This window comes from Microbispora sp. H10836 (assembly GCF_012999525.1).
Classification (GTDB): domain Bacteria; phylum Actinomycetota; class Actinomycetes; order Streptosporangiales; family Streptosporangiaceae; genus Microbispora.
This window is the reverse complement of sequence record NZ_JABBWU010000002.1, coordinates 464127-484936: the sequence shown is the minus strand read 5'-3', so window position 1 is coordinate 484936 and position 20810 is coordinate 464127. Positions and strand designations below refer to the sequence as shown.

The 20810-nt window shown below is 72.4% G+C and carries 16 protein-coding genes; 6 read left to right on the top strand and 10 right to left on the bottom strand.

What is annotated here, in order from left to right; translation table 11 throughout:
* Positions 1-31: 31 nt before the first annotated feature.
* A complete protein-coding gene (locus tag HHX30_RS06925; RefSeq protein ID WP_169980523.1) occupies positions 32-1567 on the bottom strand; it encodes an NAD(P)/FAD-dependent oxidoreductase in 1536 nt (511 codons plus the stop codon).
* 295 nt (positions 1568-1862) lie between these two features.
* On the opposite strand from HHX30_RS06925, the gene HHX30_RS06920 reads away from it, so the two are divergent.
* From HHX30_RS06920 to HHX30_RS06910, 3 genes are all read left to right on the top strand, one after another.
* Complete coding sequence (locus HHX30_RS06920; protein WP_169980511.1) at positions 1863-2765, top strand: pseudouridine-5'-phosphate glycosidase; 903 nt, start codon at positions 1863-1865, stop codon at positions 2763-2765.
* The gene (locus HHX30_RS06915) at positions 2762-3661 is read left to right on the top strand and encodes a PfkB family carbohydrate kinase (RefSeq protein ID WP_311922152.1); all 900 of its coding nucleotides are present in this window, start codon (positions 2762-2764) and stop codon (positions 3659-3661) included. Before HHX30_RS06920 ends, HHX30_RS06915 begins: the two co-directional genes overlap by 4 nt.
* A gap of 75 nt (positions 3662-3736) precedes the next feature.
* Positions 3737-5716 (top strand): hypothetical protein, encoded by a 1980-nt coding sequence (locus HHX30_RS06910; RefSeq protein ID WP_169980509.1) that lies wholly within the window; start codon positions 3737-3739, stop codon positions 5714-5716.
* 75 nt (positions 5717-5791) lie between these two features.
* Here the strand turns inward: HHX30_RS06910 and HHX30_RS06905 are convergent, their stop codons facing one another.
* Both HHX30_RS06905 and HHX30_RS06900 read right to left on the bottom strand, forming a co-directional pair.
* On the bottom strand, positions 5792-6235 hold the full coding sequence (locus tag HHX30_RS06905) for a GNAT family N-acetyltransferase (protein WP_169980507.1): 444 nt from the start codon (positions 6233-6235) through the stop codon (positions 5792-5794).
* Between the two features lie 38 nt (positions 6236-6273).
* On the bottom strand, positions 6274-7179 hold the full coding sequence (locus HHX30_RS06900) for a LysR family transcriptional regulator (RefSeq protein ID WP_169980505.1): 906 nt from the start codon (positions 7177-7179) through the stop codon (positions 6274-6276).
* A 93-nt stretch (positions 7180-7272) separates the two neighbouring features.
* Between HHX30_RS06900 and HHX30_RS06895 the strand changes: the two genes are divergently transcribed.
* Entirely contained in the window at positions 7273-7638 is a 366-nt protein-coding gene (locus HHX30_RS06895; protein WP_169980503.1) for a nuclear transport factor 2 family protein, read from the top strand.
* A 102-nt stretch (positions 7639-7740) separates the two neighbouring features.
* Here HHX30_RS06895 and HHX30_RS06890 read toward each other — a convergent pair whose 3' ends face one another.
* Positions 7741-8715 carry a YafY family protein gene (locus HHX30_RS06890; protein ID WP_169980501.1) on the bottom strand — a complete coding sequence of 325 codons (975 nt, stop codon included), beginning with the start codon at positions 8713-8715 and terminating at the stop codon, positions 7741-7743.
* A 120-nt stretch (positions 8716-8835) separates the two neighbouring features.
* On the opposite strand from HHX30_RS06890, the gene HHX30_RS06885 reads away from it, so the two are divergent.
* Positions 8836-9231, top strand: coding sequence for a RidA family protein (locus HHX30_RS06885; protein ID WP_169980773.1), 396 nt, complete (start codon positions 8836-8838; stop codon positions 9229-9231).
* Between the two features lie 280 nt (positions 9232-9511).
* On the opposite strand, the gene HHX30_RS06880 is transcribed toward HHX30_RS06885, so the two are convergent.
* The 4 genes from HHX30_RS06880 to HHX30_RS06865 all read right to left on the bottom strand — a co-directional run bounded on the left by HHX30_RS06880 (position 9512) and on the right by HHX30_RS06865 (position 15352).
* A complete protein-coding gene (locus HHX30_RS06880; protein WP_169980499.1) occupies positions 9512-10660 on the bottom strand; it encodes an acyl-CoA dehydrogenase family protein in 1149 nt (382 codons plus the stop codon).
* 1 nt (position 10661) lies between these two features.
* The gene (locus tag HHX30_RS06875; protein WP_169980497.1) at positions 10662-11555 is read right to left on the bottom strand and encodes a hydroxymethylglutaryl-CoA lyase; all 894 of its coding nucleotides are present in this window, start codon (positions 11553-11555) and stop codon (positions 10662-10664) included.
* Positions 11546-13501 carry a biotin carboxylase N-terminal domain-containing protein gene (locus HHX30_RS06870; RefSeq protein WP_169980771.1) on the bottom strand — a complete coding sequence of 652 codons (1956 nt, stop codon included), beginning with the start codon at positions 13499-13501 and terminating at the stop codon, positions 11546-11548. The genes HHX30_RS06875 and HHX30_RS06870 overlap by 10 nt, the downstream gene beginning before the upstream one ends.
* A 276-nt stretch (positions 13502-13777) precedes the next feature.
* Positions 13778-15352, bottom strand: a complete 1575-nt coding sequence (locus HHX30_RS06865) for a carboxyl transferase domain-containing protein (RefSeq protein WP_169980495.1) — start codon at positions 15350-15352, stop codon at positions 13778-13780.
* A gap of 46 nt (positions 15353-15398) precedes the next feature.
* Here HHX30_RS06865 and HHX30_RS06860 point away from each other — a divergent pair, with 46 nt between their 5' ends.
* On the top strand, positions 15399-15989 hold the full coding sequence (locus tag HHX30_RS06860) for a TetR/AcrR family transcriptional regulator (protein WP_310741905.1): 591 nt from the start codon (positions 15399-15401) through the stop codon (positions 15987-15989).
* A gap of 81 nt (positions 15990-16070) precedes the next feature.
* On the opposite strand, the gene HHX30_RS06855 is transcribed toward HHX30_RS06860, so the two are convergent.
* Entirely contained in the window at positions 16071-18416 is a 2346-nt protein-coding gene (locus HHX30_RS06855; protein WP_169980493.1) for a GDSL-type esterase/lipase family protein, read from the bottom strand.
* Positions 18417-18572: 156 nt separating this feature from the next.
* On the bottom strand, positions 18573-20789 hold the full coding sequence (locus tag HHX30_RS06850; RefSeq protein WP_169980491.1) for a transketolase C-terminal domain-containing protein: 2217 nt from the start codon (positions 20787-20789) through the stop codon (positions 18573-18575).
* Between the last annotated feature and the right edge of the window lie 21 nt (positions 20790-20810).

Here is a 20810-nt window from a genome sequence, read left to right as displayed (position 1 = left end):
CCCGCGCCGCGCGTGGCAGGGTGTGGAGTCGTCAGGCGCCGCCGAGAACGGCCATGGCGGCGTTGTGACCGGGGATGCCGCTGACGCCGCCGCCGCGCCGGGCGCCCGCCCCGCACAGCAGCACCCGCTCGTGCGCCGTCTCGACGCCCCACTGAGCAGGCCGAGCCCCGTGGTCGCCCTCCTCGCCGTACGGCCAGGACAGGTCGTGGTGGAAGATGTGGCCGCCGGGCAGGCCCGCCTCCCGTTCCAGGTCCAAGGGGGTCTTGGCCTCCAGGCAGGGCTCGCCCGAGGGCGCGCGCAGCAGGCAGTCCTCGATGGGCTCGGCGAGCACCGAGTCGATCGAGGCGAGCGTGCGGGCCAGCGCCTCCCGCTTGGCCTCCGGGTCGGCGAACAGCCGCGCCGGCATGTGCAGGCCGAACAGCGTCATCGTGTGCGCCCCCGCCTCCCGCAACTCCGTGCCGAGGATCGAGGGGTCGGTGAGCGAGTGGCAGTAGACCTCGGCGGGCGGCAGCTCCGGCACCTTCCCCGCGGCCGCCTGCGCGTAGGCCGCGGCGAGCTGGTCGCGGCTCTCGTTGATGTGGAAGGTGCCGCTGAACGCCTCGGCGGGGTCCACCGCGGGGTCCCGCAGCCGGGGCAGCCGCGACAGCACCATGTTGATTTTGAGCTGTGCACCCTCGGGCCGCTCGGGCGTCTCCCCGAGCAGCCGGGCGAGCACGGCGGGCGGCAGGTTGGCCAGCACCTTCCCCGCGGTCACCACGTGCTGGGCGCCGTCGTCGAACGTGACCTCACCCGTGTCCGGGTCGATCGCCAGGACCTCGGCCCCGGTGCGGATCTCGGCGCCGTGCCGCCGCGCGACCTCGGCGAGCTCGGCCGTCACCGCGCCCATGCCGCCGACCGGCACGTTCCATTCGCCCGTGCCGTCGCCGATCACGTGGTAAAGGAAGCACCGGTTGGCCAGCAGGTCGGTGGCCGTGTCGGCGAAGGTGCCGATCAGCGCGTCGGTGAGCACGACCCCGCGGACCGTGTCGTCGGCGAACCGCTCGTCCACGACCTCGCCGATCGGCCGTTCGAACAGGTCGCGCCACGCCTCGTCGTCCCCCACGGCCTCGCGCAGGGCCGTACGGCCGGGCAGCGGTTCGAGCAGCGTCGGCGCGACGCGCCGGGCCACGTGGGCGGTCATCCCGTAGAACCGCTCCCAGGCCGCGAGGTCGTGCCGTCCCCCGGTCACGGCCTCGAAGGACGCGGCGGTGCGCGCGGCGTCCTCGTTGTCCACGAGCAGACCCGTGTCGCCGGCCGGGGTGTAGGAGGCGAAGCGGCGGCGGCGCAGGTCGAGGCGCAGCCCGAGGTCCTTCACGACCTTGGTGGGCAGCAGGCTGACCAGGTAGGAGTAGCGCGAAAGCCGCGCGTCCACGCCGGGGAACGCCCGGGCCGAGACGGCGAGGCCGCCCACGTGCCCGAGGCGTTCCAGGACCAGCACCTCTCGCCCCGCCCGGGCGAGGTAGGCCGCGGCGACGAGGCCGTTGTGCCCGGCCCCGGCGATGACGACGTCGTAGTGCGAGCGTGGCATGCAGCGTTCTCCCGGGTCGTACGTGGCTCGGTGTCGCGGGACGGGCCGCCCGGACGCGCGCGGGCCGGATTCGGGCCGTGCGGGCGGGCGTGGGATGGTCTCGGGAAGGTCGCGAATGGATTCGGAGGAGGTGTCGTCGGGGCGGGCCTGGGCGGATGCCCGCAACCTACCGCAAGTTCCCCCACAAGACCCGGGCAGAATATGCCGAAGCGGACAATCCTCCGCTGATGCGAAGACAACCGAGCGATCCGGAGGGGAGTGAGCGCCCCGATGGTGAGCGGGAAGCAGGAGAGGTATGCGCGTTTCCGATGAGGTCGCCGAGGCGCTGGCCACCGGCCGTCCGGTCGTCGCCCTGGAGTCCACCATCATCTCCCACGGGCTGCCCCAGCCCCGCAACCTTCAGGTCGCCCTCGAACTGGAGGACATCGTCCGGCAGGCGGGGGCCGTGCCGGCGACGGTGGCGGTGCTGGACGGCGTCCCCCGGGTGGGCCTGGACAAGGACGGGCTGGAGCGGATCGCGACCGAGCCGGACCTGCGCAAGCTCGGCTTCCGCGACCTCGCCCCGGCGGCCGCGCTCGGGCTGAGCGGCGCCACCACCGTCTCGGGCACCTCGTTCCTGGCCGCCCGGGCGGGCGTGCGGGTGTTCGCCACCGGGGGGCTCGGCGGCGTCCACCGCGGCTGGACCACGGTGCAGGACGAGTCGGCCGACATCGACACGCTCAGCCGCACCAGGATCACGGTCGTGTGCGCCGGGGTGAAGTCGATCCTCGACGTGCCCGCGACCCTGCAGCGGCTGGAGACCAAGCAGGTCACCGTCGTCGGCTACCGGACCGACGAGTTCCCCGGCTTCTACCTGCACAGCTCGGGCGAACCGGTCGACTGGCGCATCGAGACGCCGCAGGAGGCCGCCGGCGTCATGCGGGCCCAGGACACGCTGGCCGGGCTGGAGACCGCGCTGATCGTGGCCAACCCGGTCCCCGCCGACCTGCAGCTCGACCCCGGCCTGCACGACCGGGTGCTCGCGGAGGGCCTGCGCGCCGCCGAGGAACGCGGAATCACCGGGCAGGCCATCACCCCGTTCCTGCTGGAGTACCTGGTCGAGGGCACGGGTGGCGCGTCGCTGGAGGCCAACCTCGCGGCCGTACGCGGCAACACGCGCCTGGCCGGGGAGATCGCCGCCGCCTGGGCGGCCGGGTGAGCGCTCTGCTGGTGATCGGCGACGTGGTCACCGACGTCGTCGCGCTGCACGACGGCCCCGCGGCCACCGGCACCGACACGCCCGCCGACATCGCGTTGCGGCCGGGCGGCTCGGGGGCGAACACCGCCTCCTGGGCCGCCCGGCTCGGCGCCGACACCCGCCTGCTGGCGCGGGCGGGGTACGACACCGGCGAGTGGCACGCGGCCGAGCTGGCCAAGGTCGGGGTCCGGCCCCACCTGCGGATCGACCCGGAACGGCCCTCGGCAGTCGTGATCGCGATGGTCGACGCCACCGGGGAGCGGTCCATGCTCACCAACCGCGGGGCGAGCGGCCACATCGGGGTCGGCGACTGGGCTCCCGCTCTCCTCGACGGGGTCGGGCACCTGCACCTGTCGGCGTACACGATGTTCGCCGAGCCGGGCCTCGAACTCGCGCGGCTGGCCATGCGCGAGGCCGCCGGGCGCGGCATCTCCATCAGCGTCGATCCGGCCTCCTGCGGGCCCCTGCGCGCGTTCGGCCCCGAGCGGTTCCTCCGCGAGACCGCCCCGGCGGGCGTCGTGATCCCCAACCTGGAGGAGGCGCTGCTGCTCGCGGACGCCACGGATCCCGAGACGGCGGCACGCACGCTCAGCGACCACTACGGCGCGGCGGTGGTAAAGCTGGGGGCCGGCGGTGCCGTGCTGGCCCGCGATGGCCGTATAGTCGCCAAAGCGGCCGCGCCCGCGGTGGAGGTGGTCGACTCGACGGGCGCGGGAGACGCGTTCGCCGCGGGGTTCCTGGTCGCCTCGATGGCCGGGTGCGCACCCGGCGAAGCCCTGCGCAAGGGGTGTGAGGCGGGGGCCGCGGCGGTCGCCCAGGTCGGCGGCCGGCCGGAGCCGGGAACTTTACCCTATTGACACCAATTGCTGGTTTGCGGCGTAAGCTGCACCATTAGCAACATGCGTCACTCTCGGGAGGGTGCGGTCATACCGATGGACGCCGAGTCAACGATCTGCCTGAGCGACCTGGTCCCGGCCCTGCGCTGGAGCCGTCCTCAGCAGGTGGCCGAGATGCTGGCCGACCCGCGCCTGCCCGGCGGCTGGTGGGCATCCGTCGGGGTCGGCCGCGCGATGCGGGCGACCGGTGTTGACTGGCTCTGCGAGCGGCTCGCGCGCCTGGCCGTCGGCCGCTGGGATCACCTACCCCTCACCGACCTGCTCCCGGCGCTCCAGGTGCACACCGTGGACCCGGCCATGCCCGGCTGGCCCGACCCGGTCCGCACCGTGGTCAACCAGCTCGGCGGGTGGTACCGGCTGCGCCGCCTGACGCCGTGCGATCTCCAGGCTCCGGCCGCCCCCGCCTCGCCCGAGGTCCTGCTGACCACGGTCTTCCGTGAGGTGTTCGGGCGTCTGGAGAGCGAGCTGGCCTCCGGCGCGGCCGCGCAGGCGCTCGCGGGAGACGAGAAACCCGCGCAGGCTCAGGCACCGGCCGGTCCCGCCGCCGAGCCGTTCCCGCAGGCCCCCGCCCCGGGCATCACCTCCCAGCCGTTCCCGCAGGCCGCGCCCGGACCGGTCTCCCAGCCGTTCCCCCAGGCCGCCCCCGGCACCGCGGCACAGCCCTTCGCCCGGCCGGCCGCGCCGGCGCCCGGACAGGCCGCCCAGACACCCGCGCAGCAGGAGCAGGCGCCCGGACGACCGGGACAGGAAGCGCCGGTCCCGCCGCCCGCCGCACCGGCGCCTGTCGCGGAGCCGGCCAAGCCCGTCACCCGGCCCTTCGCCCGGCAGGCCGGGGCGTCGCAGCCCGCGGCCTCGCCCGCCCAGCCCGCCGCCGAACCGGCGCCGGATCGGCAGCCGCCCGACCTCAGTGCGCACCCGATGGTCGCGGTCGTCGAGGGCCTGTTCCGCGACTGGGACCCGCTCGCCAGGGCCGTCGCGGCCGAGCGGCTGTTCGCCGCCGAACCCGTGAGCCTCCGCACGCTGGCGCACAACCTCAACGTGGACCGGGAACTGCTCTCCCAGGCCCAGCGCACGGCCGAGGAGCGGGTGCTGCTGTGGCTGCGCTCCCCCGACTCCGCGCCGCTCACCGGCCACCTGTTCGGGCTCACCGAGTGGCTGGGCGCCGCCGCCACGCAGGAACAGCTCATCGCGGCGGACCCGTCCCACCCCGTCGAGGTCCCGGCCCTCGGCACATCGCTGTGGCGCGTGCTGGTCACGCTGATGCCGGACCGCCGCCTCCAGGACGGCTGGCTCGTGGTCGGCGACCTGGCGGGGCTGCGCGAGAAGACCCGCCAGCTGCTGGCGCACAAGCCCGCAGACGCCGACGTCGTGGAGCTGCTCGGTCAGCTCGGCATCCGTGCCCATTCGGCCAAGGCGTGGCTGGACTCGATGCCGAAGGCGAGCTCCCCGTCCGAACCGGGCCCCCTGCCCACCCGGAACGGGTCCGAGCAGGCCGCCAAGCCCACGCCGCTGCCCCGCCGTACGCCCGGCGCGAACGGGCACCACCACGGCCGCGGCGGGATCCCGGTCCCCTCTCAGGCCAACAACGGGCCCGACGCCGCCACCGCGCTCGCCGCGCTCAACGCGCTCACGAACGGCAACCTGAACGGCAACTCGAACGGGAACCTGGCGGGAGGCGTGCCCCGGCCGCATCTGGTGCCGAACCCCCGCCCCACCTCGAGCCCGGCCTCCGACCCGCGCCGCTGGCAGCGGATCGACGTCACCAGCGGCCATCTGCGCGGCGAGCCGGTGGCGGTCCCCGAGGGGTACGCCGCACAGCTCGGCATGCGCCCGGGGACGCTGCTGTCGGTCACCGGCCCGGGGGACAACGCCGTCGTCCTGGTGTGGCGCGACCGGCAGCCGGTGTTCGACTCGCTCCAGCCCGTCCTGATGCGGCTGAACGCGCGGCCCGGCGACTCCGTCTACGTGACCGTGGACGGATACCGCCTGGACGCCCAGCTCACGTCCTCGGTCTGACCGCCCCCGCCCGCGCGTGGCGTACCGCGCGACGCGCGGGGGTCCGGGCAGGCGCGGGTCAGGCGGGAGAGGAAGTCAGATCTTCGGTCTGAGCATCTTGCGGTAGTAGGTGGCCGAGACCTCGTAGCCGAGAGCGCCGTAGAACTCGGCGGCCCGCCGGGTCGCCAGCGCGACGTACCCTGCCTGCCGTGAGCGTGCCCACGTCTCGAACTCCTCGAGCAGCCTGCGCCCGATGCCGTGACGGCGGTAGCCGCTCTCGATCATGGCCTCCTCCACCCACGCGACCCTGCCGTTCGCGAACAGCGTGAGGTGGGTGAAGCCCAGCAGATAGCCGCGTACGGTCCCGTCGACGGTGGCGACGATGAGGAAGGCGTCCTCGTTCTCCAGGAGTTGCGGCAGCGCGGCGTCGAACGGCGCGCGCTCGGGGCGGAAGGTCACCGCGAACTCGCGGGCGAGCGCGAAGATCTCGTCCGCGTCGCTCTTCTCGGCCCTCCGGAGCTGGAGATCACCAGACGTCATGAAAGGGACTCTAGGAGTACCTGGGCACATACGTCCAATCAGGGGGTCTCCTGCGATTTTCGCGCCGGCACGACTGCGAAGGCTCGACGGGCCTGCCGCACGAACTCGCGTACGGCGGGGCCGTGCCCGCCCCGCCACACCAGGGCGAGCAGGGCCGGTGACTCGGCGTCCGCGATGGTGAGCGCGATGAGCCGGTCGCGGTGGGCCGCCGCCATCGACTCGCTGAGGACGGCGACGCCGAGCCCGCGGGCCGCGAGATCCGCGACGGCGCCGGCCGCCCCGGCCTGCAGCGCGATCACCGGCTGGAGGTCCCGGGCCGCGCAGGCCCGGTCGAACACCGCACGCAGACCGGTGCCGGCGGGCATGCAGACGATCGGGTGCGAGCCGAGATCGCGCAGGGTGACGACGCCCCGGCTCGCGAGGGGGTGGTCCGGCGGGACGGCGGCGACGAGCCGCTCGCTGACGAGCGTCAACGTCTCCAGGTCGTCCGGGACGGCGGCGAGCCCGGCGAGGGCCAGGTCGAGGGCGCCGGACCGCACCCCGTCGACGAGCCGGTCGGAGTTGTCCTCCAGCAGGGCGATCTCGACCCCCGGATGGGCCCCGTGGAACGCGGCGAGGGCGTCGAACAGCGGCGTGACGGTGCAGCCGACGACCATCCCGACGGTGAGCCGGCCCCGGATGAGGCCGGTCACCTCGCCCACCGCCTGTCCCAGCGCCCCGGCGGCGGCGAGCGCGGCGCGGGCGTGGCCGAGCGCGGCCTTCCCCGCGACGGTGAGCGTGACGCTCCGCGCCGACCGGTCGAACAGCTCGGCGCCGAGTTCGCGTTCGAGCTGCCGGATCTGCGCGCTCACGCCGGACTGGCTGATGTGCACCCGCTCGGCGGCGCGGGTGAAGTTGCGCTCCTCGGCGACCGCGACGAAATACTCCAGCTGACGCAGCTCCATAACCACTGATTCTAGATTCCATCTGATCCATCTGTTGGACTTCTCATCGGCCACTCGACAGGCTGGAGACCGTACGAGAGATCGGGAGGAACCATGCCGGAGTACGAGAAGGCCATGCGGCCGGAGGACATCACCCGCCTGTTCGTCGAGCGGTCCAACGCCGGGGACGCCGCGGGCGTGTCGGCGCTGTACGAGGAGAACGCGGTGCTGGCCTACCCGCCGGGCAGCGTGACGGTCGGCCGGGAGGCGATCCGCGGCCTGTGGGAGAAGGTCCTCGCGAACCGTCCCCGCTTCGAGCCCGAGGAGCCCCTCCCGACCCTGGTCAGCGACGGCCTCGCGCTGACCTCGACCCCGCCGAAGGACGGCGCGGGCGCCCGGGCCCAGGTCGTACGGCGCCAGCCCGACGGGAGCTGGCTGCGCGTGCTCGACCAGCCCGAGTTCGTGCCGCCCTCCCGCTGACCCGGCGGCCCCGAGGGGCCCCGGCCGGCCTCGGACATCGTGGTCGTTTTCGTCGTGCGGCAACGCGGACTCCTCGAAGGGGCCCGGCCGGCGCGGCGGCTCTCAGGATGACGGTCCGTAGCGGGTGGCGATCGCGGCGGCGCGGACGTGCAGAGAGTCGCGCAACCACTGCGGCGCCAGGGCTTCCGCGTCCGTGGCGAGCTGCCACAGCGCCCATTCGGCGTGTCTCGGATCCTGGAAGTCCACCTCCAGCCGCAGCCAGCCGTCCGAGTCGGCTTCTTCGGCGCGGACGGCCAGCGCGGTGCTCACCAGATCCTCCCGACGTGCCGGGTCCAGCCGTACCAGCACGGTGACCTGGTCGCCGCCGGTCCGGAACCGCGTGCTGCGTTCCTGCCAGGCCCGGTCGAGATCGACCCGCTCCGGTCGCTGCGCGGGTTCGGCGAGTTCCTCGGCGGCCAGGATCCGGGACAGCCTGTAGGTGCGGTCCGCGCCGGACCTCGTGGCCAGCAGGTAGCCCCGATCGCGTACGGTGACCAGGCCGATTGGATCCACCGTGCGCCATTTCGGCGTCTGGTCCGCGGCCGCGTAGTGGATGCGCAGCCTGTGTCCGGCGAACACCGCGCGCAGGACCTCGGTCGCGATGGCGTCAGGCACCTCCTCGGCGACCAGCCGGCGCGAGAGGAGATCGGTCTCCGGGTCGACGAGCAATCGCTCGGCCGCACCGGCCGCGGTGTCCCGATAGCTTTCGGGTAGCGCGTCGACCACCTTGAGCATCGCCGAAGCGAGCGCCGAGCCGAGGCCGAACGCCTGCGCGCCACGCCGCGATCCGGCGACCAGCAGGGCAAGGGCCTCGTCGTGGTTCAGTCCGGTGAGCTCGGTGCGGAAACCGGGCAACAACGCGAAACCGCCGTGCCGCCCGCGCTCGGCGTAGACCGGGACGCCGGCCGCGGACAGCGCCTCGATGTCGCGCAGCACGGTGCGGGTGGACACCTCCAGCTCGCGGGCCAGCGCGGCCGCGGACAGCCGGCCGTGCCGCCGTAGCAGCAGTACCAGCGAGACCAACCGGTCGGCGCGCACAGCGAAAACCTACCGAAATACACGACACAGGATGTCGTGATTCGTTGGGAGGCTCGTCGACGCGGCTAACGAGCCGATCGACGTACGTGATGTCGACGAATCGAAGGAGCAGACGTGGCAATGGAGCGAACGGCGGTCAACCCGTGGGCGTGGTCGACGACGCTGGGATACAACCAGGGTGAGATCGTCTCCGGGCACACCCGGACCCTCTACTGCGCCGGGCAGACCGCGATGGGCGGCGACGGCACACCCCGGCACCCCGGGGACATGGCGGCGCAGCTGGCGCTGAGCCTCGACAACCTGGAGGCCGTGCTCGGCGAGGCCGGCATGTCCCTCGCGAACCTCGTCCGGCTCAACGTCTACACCACCGACGTCGATCGGCTCTTCGAGCACTACGGCGTGCTGGCGTCGCGGCTGGGCGTCGCAGGGGTGGCACCCTCCACCACGATGCTCGGGGTGACCCGGCTGGCGATCCCCGACCTGATGGTCGAGCTTGAGGCGACCGCCGTCGCCTGATGCGACCTCGCCCGCCTCCGGCAGGGCCGCCTGTCGGAGGCGGCACGAGCCCCGCCGAGTGCTATGCCGCGCGACGGTAGCGGCGGCGATCGCCGGCCCGTCCAGCCTCGGCTCCACGCTGCACGTTGACTGGGCGAGCCGGCCATGGACGTCGTGGTGGTTCGGTTGCGCTACGCGGCGCAGAAAAATCCCCGCCGGTCCCTAGGAACGACGGGGAGGAATCGCGGTCAGCTCACAACGGGTGAGTTGCCGAGCTCGGGTGGGCCAAGGCGGGACGGGCTCAGGCGGGCAGGCCGAGTTCGCGGGCGATGAGCATGCGCTGCACCTCGCTGGTGCCCTCGCCGATCTCCAGGATCTTGGCGTCCCGGTAGAAGCGGCCGACGGGGAACTCGTTCATGAAGCCGTAGCCGCCGAAGATCTGGGTGGCGTCGCGGGCGTTGTCCATGGCGGCGTTGGACGACACCAGCTTGGCGATCGCGGCCTCCTTCTTGAACGGCAAGCCCGCCAGCATGCGCTCGGCGGCGTGGTAGTAGGCCAGACGGGCGGTGTGCGCCCTGGCCTCCATGTCGGCGATCTTGAACTGGATGGCCTGGTAGTGGCCGATCTCCTGGCCGAAGGCCCGGCGCTCGCCCACGTAGCGCAGCGACTCGTCCACGCAGCCCTGAGCGAGGCCCACCGACAGCGCGGCGATGGCCACCCGGCCCTCGTCGAGCGTCCGGAGGAACTGCGCGTAGCCCCGGCCGCGCTCGCCCAGCAGGTTCTCCTCCGGCACCCGGCAGTCGGTGAACGACAGCTCCCGGGTGTCGGAGGCCGACCAGCCGACCTTGGAGTACTTCTTCGACACCGTGAAGCCGGGCGTGCCCGACGGCACGAGGATCGTGGAGATCTCCGGCCTGCCGTCCTCGCGGCGGCCGGTGATCGCCGCCACCCCGACCACGCCGGTGATGTCGGTGCCGGAATTGGTGATGAACGCCTTCGAGCCGTTGATCACCCACTCGCCGCCGTCGAGAACGGCCGTGGTGCGCATCCCGCCCGGCACGTCGGACCCGCCGCCGGGCTCGGTCAGGCCGAACGCCCCCAGGACCTCCCCCGCCGCCATCTTCGGCAGCCACCGCTGCTTCTGGGCATCGGTGCCGAATCGGAGGATGGGCATTTCGCCCAGCGAGACCGCCGCCTCCAGCGTGATCGCCACCGAGGAGTCGACCCTGGCCAGTTCCTCCAGGGCCAGGCACAGCGCGAAGTAGTCGCCGCCCATGCCGCCGTACTCCTCCGGGATCGGCAGGCCGAACAGGCCCATCGCGCCCATCTTGCGGACGATGTCGTACGGGAACTCGCACCGCTCGTAGTAGTCCCCGATGACGGGGGCCACCACCTCGCGGGCGAACTCCTCGACCGACTTGCGCAGTTCGACGTGCTCGTCGTTGAGCATCTCAAATCTCCTTGGCGAGAGCCTGGACGACGCGGGAAGGGCTTGGCCGGCCCAGGATTCCGGCGAGCCAGAGGCTGGTGGCGGCCAGCGACCTGACGTCCACCCCGGTCTCGGCGCCGAGACCGTCGAGCATCCAGACGAGGTCCTCGGTCGCGAGGTTGCCGGTGGCGCTCTTGGCGTACGGGCAGCCGCCGATGCCGCCGGCGGAGGAGTCCACGACCGTGATCCCCCGCCTGATCGCGGTGAGCGTGTTGGCCAGGGCCTGGCCGTAGGTGTCGTGGAAGTGGACGGCGAGCCGGTCCGGCCCGACCCCGGCCTCGGCGAAGGCGTCGAGCAGCGCCTCGACGTGCCGTGGCGTGCCGACGCCGATGGTGTCGCCCAGCGACAGCTGGTAGCAGCCGAGGTCGAGCAGCCTGCGGCCGACGCGGGCGACCTGCGCGGGCGCGACCGGTCCCTCCCAGGGGTCGGCGAAGCACATCGACACGTACGCCCTGACCCGCATGCCGTGGGCGAGGGCCCGCTCGACGACGGGGGCGAACATCTCGAACTGCGACTCGACGGTCCGGTTCAGGTTGCGCTGGGCGAACGACTCGGTGGCGCTGCCGAAGATCGCGATGTCGGTGACTCCCTGCTCCAGCGCCCGGTCGAGGCCGCGCTCGTTGGGGACGAGCACGGGATAGCGGACGCCGGGCACCCGGGGCAGGCTTTCCAGCAGTTCGCCGGCGTCCGCAAGCTGGGGCACCCACTTGGGGTGGACGAAGCTCGTCGCCTCGATGGTCGTCAGCCCGGCCTCGGCCAGCCGCCCGATGAACTCGCGCTTGACCTCGACCGGCACGACGGCGGACTCGTTCTGCAGGCCGTCGCGCGGGCCCACCTCGTAGATCGTCACTCGCACGGCGTCACCCTCGCCAGGACCGCGTCCAGTTCCACCGTCTGGCCCGGCCGGGCCCGCAGCTCGGCGAGCACGCCGTCGGCCGGCGCCGTCAGGGTGTGTTCCATCTTCATCGCCTCCACGACGACCAGCGGCTGTCCCGCGCTGACCCGGTCGCCCTCGGCCGCCTTCACCAGCAGCACCGTTCCCGGCATCGGACTGCGTACGACCCCGTCGCCGGCGTGCGCCCCTCCCTGCCGGTCCTTCGGATCACCCGGCTCGTGCCGCGTGAAGGGCCAGGCGCGGCCACCCGCGGCGAGCCACACCGTGTCGCGGTTCCGGGCCACGGCGTACCTGCGGGTGACACCGCCGAGGGTGACCGCCGCCTCCTCGGAGCCGGTCCACTCGAGCCGCGCCCGGCCGAGTGAACGCTCGTTAACTTCGACCTCCGCGTCTCCCGCGGCGCCCCGCACCCGTACGGGCACGCCGAGCCGGTGCACGGTCCAGGCGGGCTCCCCCACACGCCAGCCGTCCGCCACGTCCCACGGGTCGCCGGAGGCGGAGCGGTCGAAGCCGGAGTGGAAGACGAGCGCGGCCGCCGCCAGCACCTCGTCCGGCACCTCGCCGCCGACGACGTCGGCGAGCCGCCGCTCGACCAGCCCGGTGTCGAGCCGCCCGGCCGCGACCTCCGGGTCGGCCAGCAGCCCACGCAGGAACCCGATGTTCGTGGTGACCCCGAGGATCACGGTCGAGGCCAGCGCCCGGTCGAGCGCCGCGAGCGCTCCCGTCCGGTCAGGAGCCCAGGCCACCGCCTTGGCCAGCATCGGATCGTAGTCGCTGCCCACGGTCATCCCGCCGGCAAGCCCCGAGTCGAATCGCACGCCGAACCGCACGCCCTCGCCCGCGGGCTCCCGCAGGGCCAGGATCCGGCCGCCCGTCGGCAGGAAGTCGCGGGCGGGGTCCTCGGCGTACACGCGGGCCTCGACGGCGTGGCCGCGCAGGCGCACCTCGGCCTGTCCGAACGGCAGCGGCTCCCCCGCGGCGATCCGCAGCTGCAGCTCGACCAGGTCGAGGCCGGTGACCATCTCGGTGACCGGGTGCTCGACCTGCAGCCGGGTGTTCATCTCCATGAAGAAGAACTCGCCGGGACGGGAACCGGGGACGATGAACTCGACCGTGCCGGCGCCGACGTAGCCGACCGACCGGGCTGCCTCCACCGCCGCCGCGCCCATGCGGGCCCGCGTCTCCTCGTCGAGCAACGGCGAGGGCGCCTCCTCGACGATCTTCTGGTGGCGCCGCTGGAGGCTGCACTCGCGCTCGCCCAGGTGGACGACGTTCCCATGGTCGTCGGCCATGACCTGGATCTCGATGTGCCGGGGCCGGTCCACGAACCGCTCGATCAGCAGGGTGCCGTCCCCGAAGGCCGCCGTCGCCGTACGGCGGGCCGACTCGACGGCCGCGGCCAGTGCGTCGGCGGACTCGACCCGCAGCATGCCCTTGCCGCCCCCGCCCGCGGACGGCTTGATCAGCACCGGGAAGCCGATGCGCGCGGCGGCCTCGGCCAGGTCGTCGTGCGGTTCCGCACCGCCGGGCACGACCGGCACGCCCGCGCGGGCGACCGTCTCCTTGGCTCGGATCTTGTCGCCCATGGCCTCGATGGCCCCGGCCGGCGGGCCGACGAACACCAGGCCCTCGGCCGCGCAGCGGCGGGCGAACTCGGCGTTCTCGGCGAGGAAGCCGTAGCCGGGGTGGACGGCCTCGGCGCCGCTCGCGCGGGCGGCTTCGACGATGCCGTCGATGTCGAGGTAGCCGCGCGGGAGCCGTACGGCGAGGTCGGCCTCGCGCACGTGGCGGGCGTCGCGGTCGGCGTCGCTGTGCACGGCGACGGCGCGCACGCCCAGCGCCCGCAGCGTCCGGATGATCCGGACGGCGATCTCACCCCGGTTGGCGATCAGGACACTGGAGAACATCACGAGAGAACCCGACGCAGTGAGCGGAGTGAGCGGTGAGGAACGAGCCGCTCGCGAAGCGAACGAGGAACTGGTGAACGAGTCATCAGCACAGAGAGAACCCGACGCAGTGAGCGGAGTGAGCGGTGAGGAACGAGCCGCTCGCGAAGCGAACGAGGAGCTGGTGAACGAGTCATCAGCACAGAGAGAACCCGACGCAGTGAGCGGAGTGAGCGGTGAGGAACGAGCCGCTCGCGAAGCGAACGAGGAGCTGGTGAACGAGTCATCAACACTGCCTCACATCCGGAAGACGCCGTAGCCGACGGGTTCGAGGGGTGCGTTCGCGGCGGCGCCGAGCGCCAGGCCGAGGACGGTCCTGGTGTCCACCGGGTCGATCACCCCGTCGTCCCACAGGCGTGCCGTCGAGTAGTAGGGATTGCCCTGGTGCTCGTACTGTGCCCGGATCTCGTCGGCGTCGGCGTCGCCGACCATGGTGAGCACGGTGGCCGCCTGCTCGCCGCCCATCACCGAGATGCGGGCGTTCGGCCACATCCACAGGAATCGGGGCGAGTAGGCGCGGCCGGCCATCGCGTAGTTGCCCGCGCCGAACGAGCCGCCGATGATCACCGTGAACTTCGGCACCCGGGCGCAGGCGACCGCCGTCACCATCTTCGCGCCGTGCTTGGCGATGCCCCCGGCCTCGTACGCCTTGCCGACCATGAAGCCGCTGATGTTCTGCAGGAACACCAGCGGGATCGAGCGCCGGTCGCACAACTCGACGAAGTGGGCGCCCTTGAGCGCCGACTCGGCGAACAGGATGCCGTTGTTGGCCACGATCCCCACGGGATGCCCGTGGATCCGGGCGAACCCGGTGACCAGGGTCGGGCCGTACTCGGCCTTGAACTCCAGGAACCGGCTGCCGTCGGCCACCCGGGCGATCACCTCGCGCACGTCGTACGGCTGGCGCGTGTCCTGGGGGACGAGGCCGTACAGGTCGCGCGGATCGTAGAGCGGCGGCTCGGCCGGGCCCACGTCCCAGGGGCGAGGGCTCTGCGGGCCGAGCGACGCGACGATGTCCCGCACGATCTTCAGGGCGTGCGCGTCGTCCTCGGCGAGGTGGTCGGTGACGCCGCTGACGCGGGCGTGGACCTCGCCGCCGCCCAGTTCCTCCGCGGTGACGGTCTCGCCGGTCGCGGCCTTCACCAGCGGCGGCCCGCCGAGGAAGATCGTGCCCTGATCGCGCACGATCACCGCCTCGTCGCTCATCGCCGGGACGTACGCCCCGCCCGCGGTGCAGGAGCCGAGCACGGCCGCGATCTGCGGGATGCCCCGGGCCGACATGGTGGCCTGGTTGTAGAAGATGCGGCCGAAGTGCTCACGGTCGGGGAAGACCTCGTCCTGCTTCGGCAGGAAGGCGCCGCCCGAGTCGACCAGATACACGCACGGCAGGTTGTTGTGGAGGGCGACCTCCTGGGCGCGCAGGTGCTTCTTGACCGTCATCGGGTAGTACGTGCCGCCCTTGACGGTGGCGTCGTTGGCCACGATCACGACCTCGCGCCCGGCGACCCGTCCCACGCCGGTGATGATCCCGGCGGCGGGGGCCTGGTCGTCGTACATGCCGGTGGCCGCGAGCGGGGACAACTCCAGGAATCGCCCGCCGGGGTCGAGGAGCGTGTCGACGCGGTCCCTGGGCAGCAGTTTGCCGCGCTGAACGTGCCTGGCCCGGGCCCGCTCGGGGCCGCCTCGCGCCGCCGCCGCGAGCCGTTCCCGCAGGTCCGCCACCAGGCGCTCGTTCGCCTCCGCGTTGCGCTTGTACGGCTCGCCGCCCGGGTCGCACCGGCTCTCCAGCGCCGGCCAGTCACTCGTGCTCATGCCAAGATGTTAGTCATCGTTAACAGACTCCGTCTACCATGGTGCCGTGAAGACCGGAAGGACCGTGAAGACCCCTACCCGCAACCGGCGGGCCGAGATCCTCGACGCCGCCGCGGGCCTCTTCGCGGCGCGCGGCTTCCACGGCGTGTCCATCGAGGACATCGGCGCGGCCGTGGGCGTGTCGGGGCCGGCGCTGTACCGGCACTTCAGCGGCAAGGAGGCCCTGCTCACCGAGATGCTGCTGGACATCAGCGAGCGGCTGCGCGAGCAGGGGGCACGGCTGGCCACCACCGCCGACCCGGACACCGCCGAGGCCGCGCTCGACGCGCTGCTGTCCGGGCACATCGAGTTCGCGCTGAATCACCCCGCGCTGATCCGCGTGCACGAGCGCGAGCTGGACAACGTGCCGGAGCAGGCCCGGCGGGCCATCCGGCGGCTGCAGCGGCTGTACGCCGAGGAGTGGGTGACCGTGCTGTCCGAGCTGCACCCCGCCTGCCCGCCCGCGCGGCTGCGCGCCGCCACGCACGCGGTCTTCGGCCTGCTCAACTCCACCCCGCGCAGCGCCGGAGAGCTCGCCCCCGAGGCCATGGCCGGCCTCCTGCGCGCCATGGCCCGCGCCGCACTGTCCCGGCTCTGAGTCTCCCCGGTCGTACGGCCCGGGCGGATCGGCGCTTCCGGCCGCGGGGCGGGAGAGCGGTGTCCGCTGTCCGCGATGTCCTCAGCCGAAGTTGGTCCAGGCTCGGGTGGCTCCGGTTCGGGGATCGACGTCGAGGTAGTCGGCCCGGCCGTCGCCGTCGAGGTCGGCCAACTGGATCTGTCTGCCGTCGACGCCGACGCCGCTGGCTACCTGTCCGCCGGGGATCCAGTACCAGTCGCCCCCGCTCGGCTTGGGACCGCCGTTCTGCCAGACCTGAACGGAGCTGTCGTATCCCGCGGTGCCGGGGTCGCTGAGGCCGCCCATCCGAACGTAGTCCGCGGACCTGGTGCCGTAGAGCGGGGCGAAGCGGATACGGCTTCCGGGTGCGCCGACGCCGCCGGCGATGGTGCCCTGCGGCCACCAGTACCAGTCGCCCCCGCTCGGCTTGGGGCCGCCGTTGAGCCAGGCCTGGACCGAGCTGTCGTCATTGACCTTCAGGTAGTCGGCCCGGCCGTCGCCGTCGAGGTCGGCGAACTGGACATGGCTGGCGGGTGCGCCGACGCCGCCGGCGACGGTGCCCTGCGGCCACCAGTACCAGTCGCCCCCGCCGGGCTTCGCACCGCCGTTCAGCCAGGCCCGCACGGAGCCGTCGTAACCGACCACCAGGTAGTCGGCCCGGCCGTCGGCGTTGATGTCCGTGAAGTGGACATGGATGCCGATCGCGCCGACGCCGCCGGCGATGGTGCCCTGCGGCCACCAGTACCAGTCGCCGCCGCCGGGCTTCGCACCGCCGTTCAGCCAGGCCCGGACCGAGCTGTCGTCGTCGATCTCAAGGTAGTCGGCCTTGCGGTCGCCGTTGATGTCGGCGTAGACGACCCGCCTGTTGAAGTCGGTGAAGGTCCCGGACGCGATCGTGCCTTGCGGAAACCAGCCCTTGACGGGACCGGCAGCCGGCGTCCCGCCGCCGGGTCCTGCGATCCATCCGGCCCGCCCCACGTCCACCAGGCCGCGGTAGAACAATGCCGCCATCTTCAGGTAGCCGGAGTCGTTGGGGTGCAGGAGGTCGGCCAGATCGGTGAGCGTCACCGGGCTCATGTTGACCATGTAGACGTGCTTGCCGGCGGCCCACCGCGACCCTGTCTCCGACCGGATCGCCTCGTTGAACCGCAGGATCCGCGCCTGGGTCGCCCCCCAGTTGGACGGGACGATGGTCGAGACCAGGAGGGTCACATTGGGGTCGGCCCGGAAGATCTGGTCGATGAGGCTGCCGAGCCTGGCCGGCGCGCCGTCCGGGTTGTCGTTGTTGTTCATGTCGTTGGTGCCTATGTGCAGCAGCACGACATTGGGCCGATACGTGGCCATCGCCGAGTCCGTGATACCGGCGATCTGGGAGATCGTCCAGCCGGAGCGTCCCTCATGGGCGTCGGGCGCCGGGCCCGAGTGCTGTGAGCCGACGAACGTGACGGTCGCCCCGTCCTCTCTCAGCATGTTGCTGAGAGTCGACCGGTAACCGCCTCCGTTCGAACTGCCCGCGCCGTAGGTGATCGAGTCGCCCAAGGCCATGATCCGCAGATCCCGCTGGAGGTTCGAGGTGACCCCGGCCCATGCCGCCGTCTCTTCGGCGATGAGGGCTTCCAGCTCCTGGAACCGCCAGCCGAGCTGCTCCACCCTGCCGGCGACCACGCCTCCGAACCAGGAGTCGAGCCAGGGCACCTGGGACCTGATCCAGATCCCGGCCCTCTTGATGGCATCGGCGAGGTTGGCCTTCGCCCACGGGGCGAGGTACTTCTCCCAGAGGAAGCCCCCGGCCAGCCCGAGTATCCCGGCGATGATGATGTCCCTGGTCGCCTCGGGGGTGCCCAGGTCTCCCGCGAACGCGTGCGTCACGAGTGCCGCCATGATGCCGGTTACGGTGGTCTGAAGGGGGGTGCAGACCAGCGGAACGGTCGCGGCGAGCACCCCGCTGGCTGTCAAGGAGCCGATGCAGAGCATCCTGAGCCCGTATCCCACGATCCAGGCGATCGCCGTGGCCGCGACCTGCTGCCAGAAGCCGGAGGTGGTGATCTCCGCGGCCGGGATGGTCAGGACCAGACCGGCGCCGTTGGAGGTCACGTTCACCGTGCCGCTGAAATTCGGCCACACCGAGGTGTCGACGGTGATGCTCACCGGGCTTTGGCTGTCCGCGATCGCCTGCTTGAGCGTGTCGCCCAGTCCGCCGTGCTCTGTGATCTCCGCCTGCATCTCCGGGACGATGTCCCGCAGGACGGCGGGGTTCACGCCGAGGTCGGAGGCGTTGAGAGTGATGGTGACATCCCGGGCGGCCGCTCGCGCCGGTGTGACGGGAGCGAGGCACACCAGCATCGCGATGGACAGCACGACGATCTGGACATGACGGGATAACAACGCCAGTCCGCTGGTCTTATGCATATTCCACCCAAACGAGAAGGAATGGGCGGCTAGGGCTGAACAGGGAAATCGGCCACCCATGAAGGTGGCGCTATTCAAATGACGGCGACCGGAGGCTGGATGACCACAGGATGAACCCCGTGGAGAAGACCGATGAAGATCGTGGCGTTCTACCGGTCAGCCGAGCAGCATCTTCCGGGCGGCGCGTTCGATGTCGGACTCCGACAACAGGACGGTGTCGGCGGCCGGGCCGAGTGGCACGAAGCTGTCCAGTGAGGTCACACGGCTGATCGGGCCGCGGAAGCCGTTGTCGACGAGCGCGGTGATCACACTCTCGGAGACGCCGCCGCTGCGGCGGGTCTCGTCGGCGATCAACACCCGGCCGGTCAGTTCGGCCGCGCGCATGAGGTCGTCGACCGGCAGCGGCGACAGCCACCGCAGGTCGAGCACCCGGCAGCTCATGTCCTCCGCCGTGAGCTTCACCGCCGCCCGCAGGCTCATGCGCAGGCCGTTGCCGTAGGTAACGATGGTCAGGTCGCGCCCGTCGCCGTAGGAGCGCGCGCGGCCGACCGGGACGTGGGTCTCGGCCCAGCGCGCCGGCGGCGCGTACGGCGCGAGCCAGCCGCCGTCGCCCTCCTCGAAGAGGTCACGGGTGTGGTAGAGCGCGATGGGTTCGAGGAACACGCAGACGCTGCCGTCCGCGCGGGCGGCGGCCAGGCAGGTGCGCAGCATCGCGGCGGCGTCGTCGGCCCGGGCGGGAGACGCCACGATCACGCCGGGAATGTCGCGCAATGCGGCTATTGAGTTGTCGTTATGGAAATGTCCGCCAAAGCCCTTCTGGTAGGCATATGAGGCGACTCGTAGGACCAGCGGATTGCGATACGCGCCCTGCGAGAAGAACTGCATGGTCGACGCCTCGCCGCGAATCTGATCAAGGGCGTTGTGCACGTAGGCGAGGTACTGGATCTCCGGCACCGGCAGCAGCCCCGACACCCCGCTCCCGAGCGCCAGGCCGAGGATCGCCTGCTCGTCCAGGAGCATGTCGAAGACCCGCTCCGCCCCGAACCTGCGCAGCAGCCCGCGCGTCACGCCGTACACCCCGCCCTTGCGGGCCACGTCCTCACCGAACACGAGGACCCCGGGGTCCAGCGCCATCGCGTCGGCCAGCGTGCGGTTGACGGCCTGGGCGACGGTCAGCCCGCCCTCCTGCTCCGGCAGGGTGGCGAAGGCGCGCTCGCGCGCCTCGGCGGGCGCGGACCGGACGGCCTCGGCGGCCACCACGTCGGGGCGGCGCGGCGCGAGCGGGGCCGTCACCTCCTCAGCCGTGGCGAGCCGGGGCCGGCGCGCGCACTCCAGCGCGAGCTTCAGCACGTGGTCGCGCTCGGCCTCGTAGCGCGCCAGCAGTTCGTCGGGCTCGGCCAGGCCCGCCTCCACCAGCAGCCGCGCCGTACGGACGAGGGGGTCGCGATCCAGGTCGGCGGCGATCTCGCGGCGGGTGCGGTAACCGATCTCCACGTCGGAACCGGCATGGCCCATCAGGCGCACGGTCTGCAGGTGCAGGAACGCCGGGGCACGGTTGACGCGCACGTGCTCGACGGCGCGCAGCGCCGCGTCGTAGGCGTCGGCCAGGTCGCAGCCGTCGGCGTGGAAATACTCCAGCAGGGGGTGCCTGGCCCGCTCGATCCACTCCGGCGGCGTCTTCACGCTGATGCCGAGGCCGTTGTCCTCGCACACGAACAGCACCGGGATCTGCAGCCCGCGGTGGCGGCCGTACGCGGCGGTGTTCAGCCCGGTCAGCGCGGTGGCGTGGTTCATCGACGCGTCGCCGAAGCTGCACACGGCGATGGCGTCCCCGGGCCAGGGGGAAGGCAGGGCCAGCGTGCGCGCCCGCTCGATGGCGAAGCCGACGCCGACGGCGCGCGGCAGGTGACTGGCGATCGTGGAGGTCTGCGGGATGGCGGCGAGGCCGGGGTGGCCGAACACCTTGTGCCGGCCGCCCGCGATCGGCTCCTCGGCCGACGCCGTGATCCCCAGCAGGACGTCGCGCAGCCCCTCCTCAGCCAGCCGGCCGGCCTGGGCGGAACGGGTCAGGTAGAAGGCGCCGGACCGGTAGTGCAGCAGCGCGGGGTCGTCCACGCGGAGCGCGGCGGCGACGGCGGCGTTCCCCTCGTGCCCCGACGACCCGATCGTGTAGAAGCCCTCGTCCCGCTCACGCATATGACGGGCGGCGACGTCGAGGAGCCTGCTGCCGAGTTGAACGGCGAACAGTTCACGGCACCGCGTGCCCGTCAGGCCCGTGCCCGGCCGTACCGGCAGGTCCGGATCCCGGGCGGGTCCGGGGGTCAGCGCCCCGACGGCCTCGGCGAAATGCGTCTCCACAGCGTCCCGCACCACACGGCCGATTATGTCGCACGA

Bases quoted from the DNA above. Each gene is read 5' to 3' on its own strand.
- HHX30_RS06865 (WP_169980495.1), bottom strand. From the start codon at position 15,352: ATGAGCACGAGTGACTGGCCGGCGCTGGAGAGCCGGTGCGACCCGGGC.
- HHX30_RS06855 (WP_169980493.1), bottom strand. From the start codon at position 18,416: ATGCATAAGACCAGCGGACTGGCGTTGTTATCCCGTCATGTCCAGATC.
- HHX30_RS06900 (WP_169980505.1), bottom strand. From the start codon at position 7,179: ATGGAGCTGCGTCAGCTGGAGTATTTCGTCGCGGTCGCCGAGGAGCGC.
- HHX30_RS06910 (WP_169980509.1), top strand. From the start codon at position 3,737: ATGGACGCCGAGTCAACGATCTGCCTGAGCGACCTGGTCCCGGCCCTG.
- HHX30_RS06920 (WP_169980511.1), top strand. From the start codon at position 1,863: ATGCGCGTTTCCGATGAGGTCGCCGAGGCGCTGGCCACCGGCCGTCCG.
- HHX30_RS06870 (WP_169980771.1), bottom strand. From the start codon at position 13,501: ATGTTCTCCAGTGTCCTGATCGCCAACCGGGGTGAGATCGCCGTCCGG.
- HHX30_RS06895 (WP_169980503.1), top strand. From the start codon at position 7,273: ATGCCGGAGTACGAGAAGGCCATGCGGCCGGAGGACATCACCCGCCTG.
- HHX30_RS06925 (WP_169980523.1), bottom strand. From the start codon at position 1,567: ATGCCACGCTCGCACTACGACGTCGTCATCGCCGGGGCCGGGCACAAC.
- HHX30_RS06905 (WP_169980507.1), bottom strand. From the start codon at position 6,235: ATGACGTCTGGTGATCTCCAGCTCCGGAGGGCCGAGAAGAGCGACGCG.
- HHX30_RS06880 (WP_169980499.1), bottom strand. From the start codon at position 10,660: ATGCTCAACGACGAGCACGTCGAACTGCGCAAGTCGGTCGAGGAGTTC.
- HHX30_RS06885 (WP_169980773.1), top strand. From the start codon at position 8,836: ATGGAGCGAACGGCGGTCAACCCGTGGGCGTGGTCGACGACGCTGGGA.